The following is a 648-nucleotide window of genomic DNA, read 5'->3' on the forward strand; positions in this document are numbered from 1 at the left end:
TCGACGGAGGAGCGGATGATCGTCAAGAGGTTGTTGAAGTCGTGGGCGACGCCGCCGGTGAGCTGGCCCACCGCCTCCAGCTTCTGCGACTGGCGCAGGGCCTCCTGGGCCTGGGCGAGCTCGGCCTGGCCGCGCAGCCGCTCCGTGACGTCGGTCACGAACTGGTAGCAGCCCATACGGACGCCTTGTGCGTCGCGCAGGGTGCGGAAGTTGATCTCGTAGGCCGGGCGGGCGCGCTCGGCATCGCCGAACTCCGCCACCATGGTGATCTCCTCGCCTGCCAGGCCCCGGCCCCAGCCGGCCCGGACCTGCTCCCGGTGCTCCGGCTGATCGGCGAGGAGGTCGAGCATGTTGTCGCCGACCTTCGGCCTCACGCCTTAGATCCGCTCGAACTCGTCGGCATTCGCCTTGTTGATCGCCAGGATGGTGTAGCCGAGGTCGGCCGCCATCACCATGATGTCGGTCCGCTCGACGATGGTCGCGAACAGGTTGCGCTCGGTCGTGCGGTCGGAGATCTGCTGCTCCAACGTCTCGTTGAGCTCCTGCAGCCGGCGCTCGCTCTCGGCGAGGCGCTGCTCGGCCTCCTTGCGCTGGCTCAGGTCGGTCGTCACAACGAGAAGGTTCTTCAGCTCTCCCTTCGCGTCGTCG

1 protein-coding gene and 1 pseudogene are annotated in these 648 nt (G+C 67.9%); both read right to left on the reverse strand.

Annotation, left to right across the window (positions count from 1 at the left end; all coding sequences use genetic code 11):
• Nucleotides 1–374, reverse strand: a 374-nt coding sequence (locus tag QR78_RS36620; RefSeq protein WP_158004097.1) for a PAS domain-containing protein, incomplete at its 3' end; no start/stop codon positions are given.
• 3 nt (nucleotides 375–377) lie between these two features.
• Nucleotides 378–648: pseudogene (locus tag QR78_RS36625) on the reverse strand (hypothetical protein); the annotation flags it as partial.

It is taken from the genome of Methylobacterium indicum, assembly GCF_001043895.1.
GTDB lineage: Bacteria > Pseudomonadota > Alphaproteobacteria > Rhizobiales > Beijerinckiaceae > Methylobacterium > Methylobacterium indicum.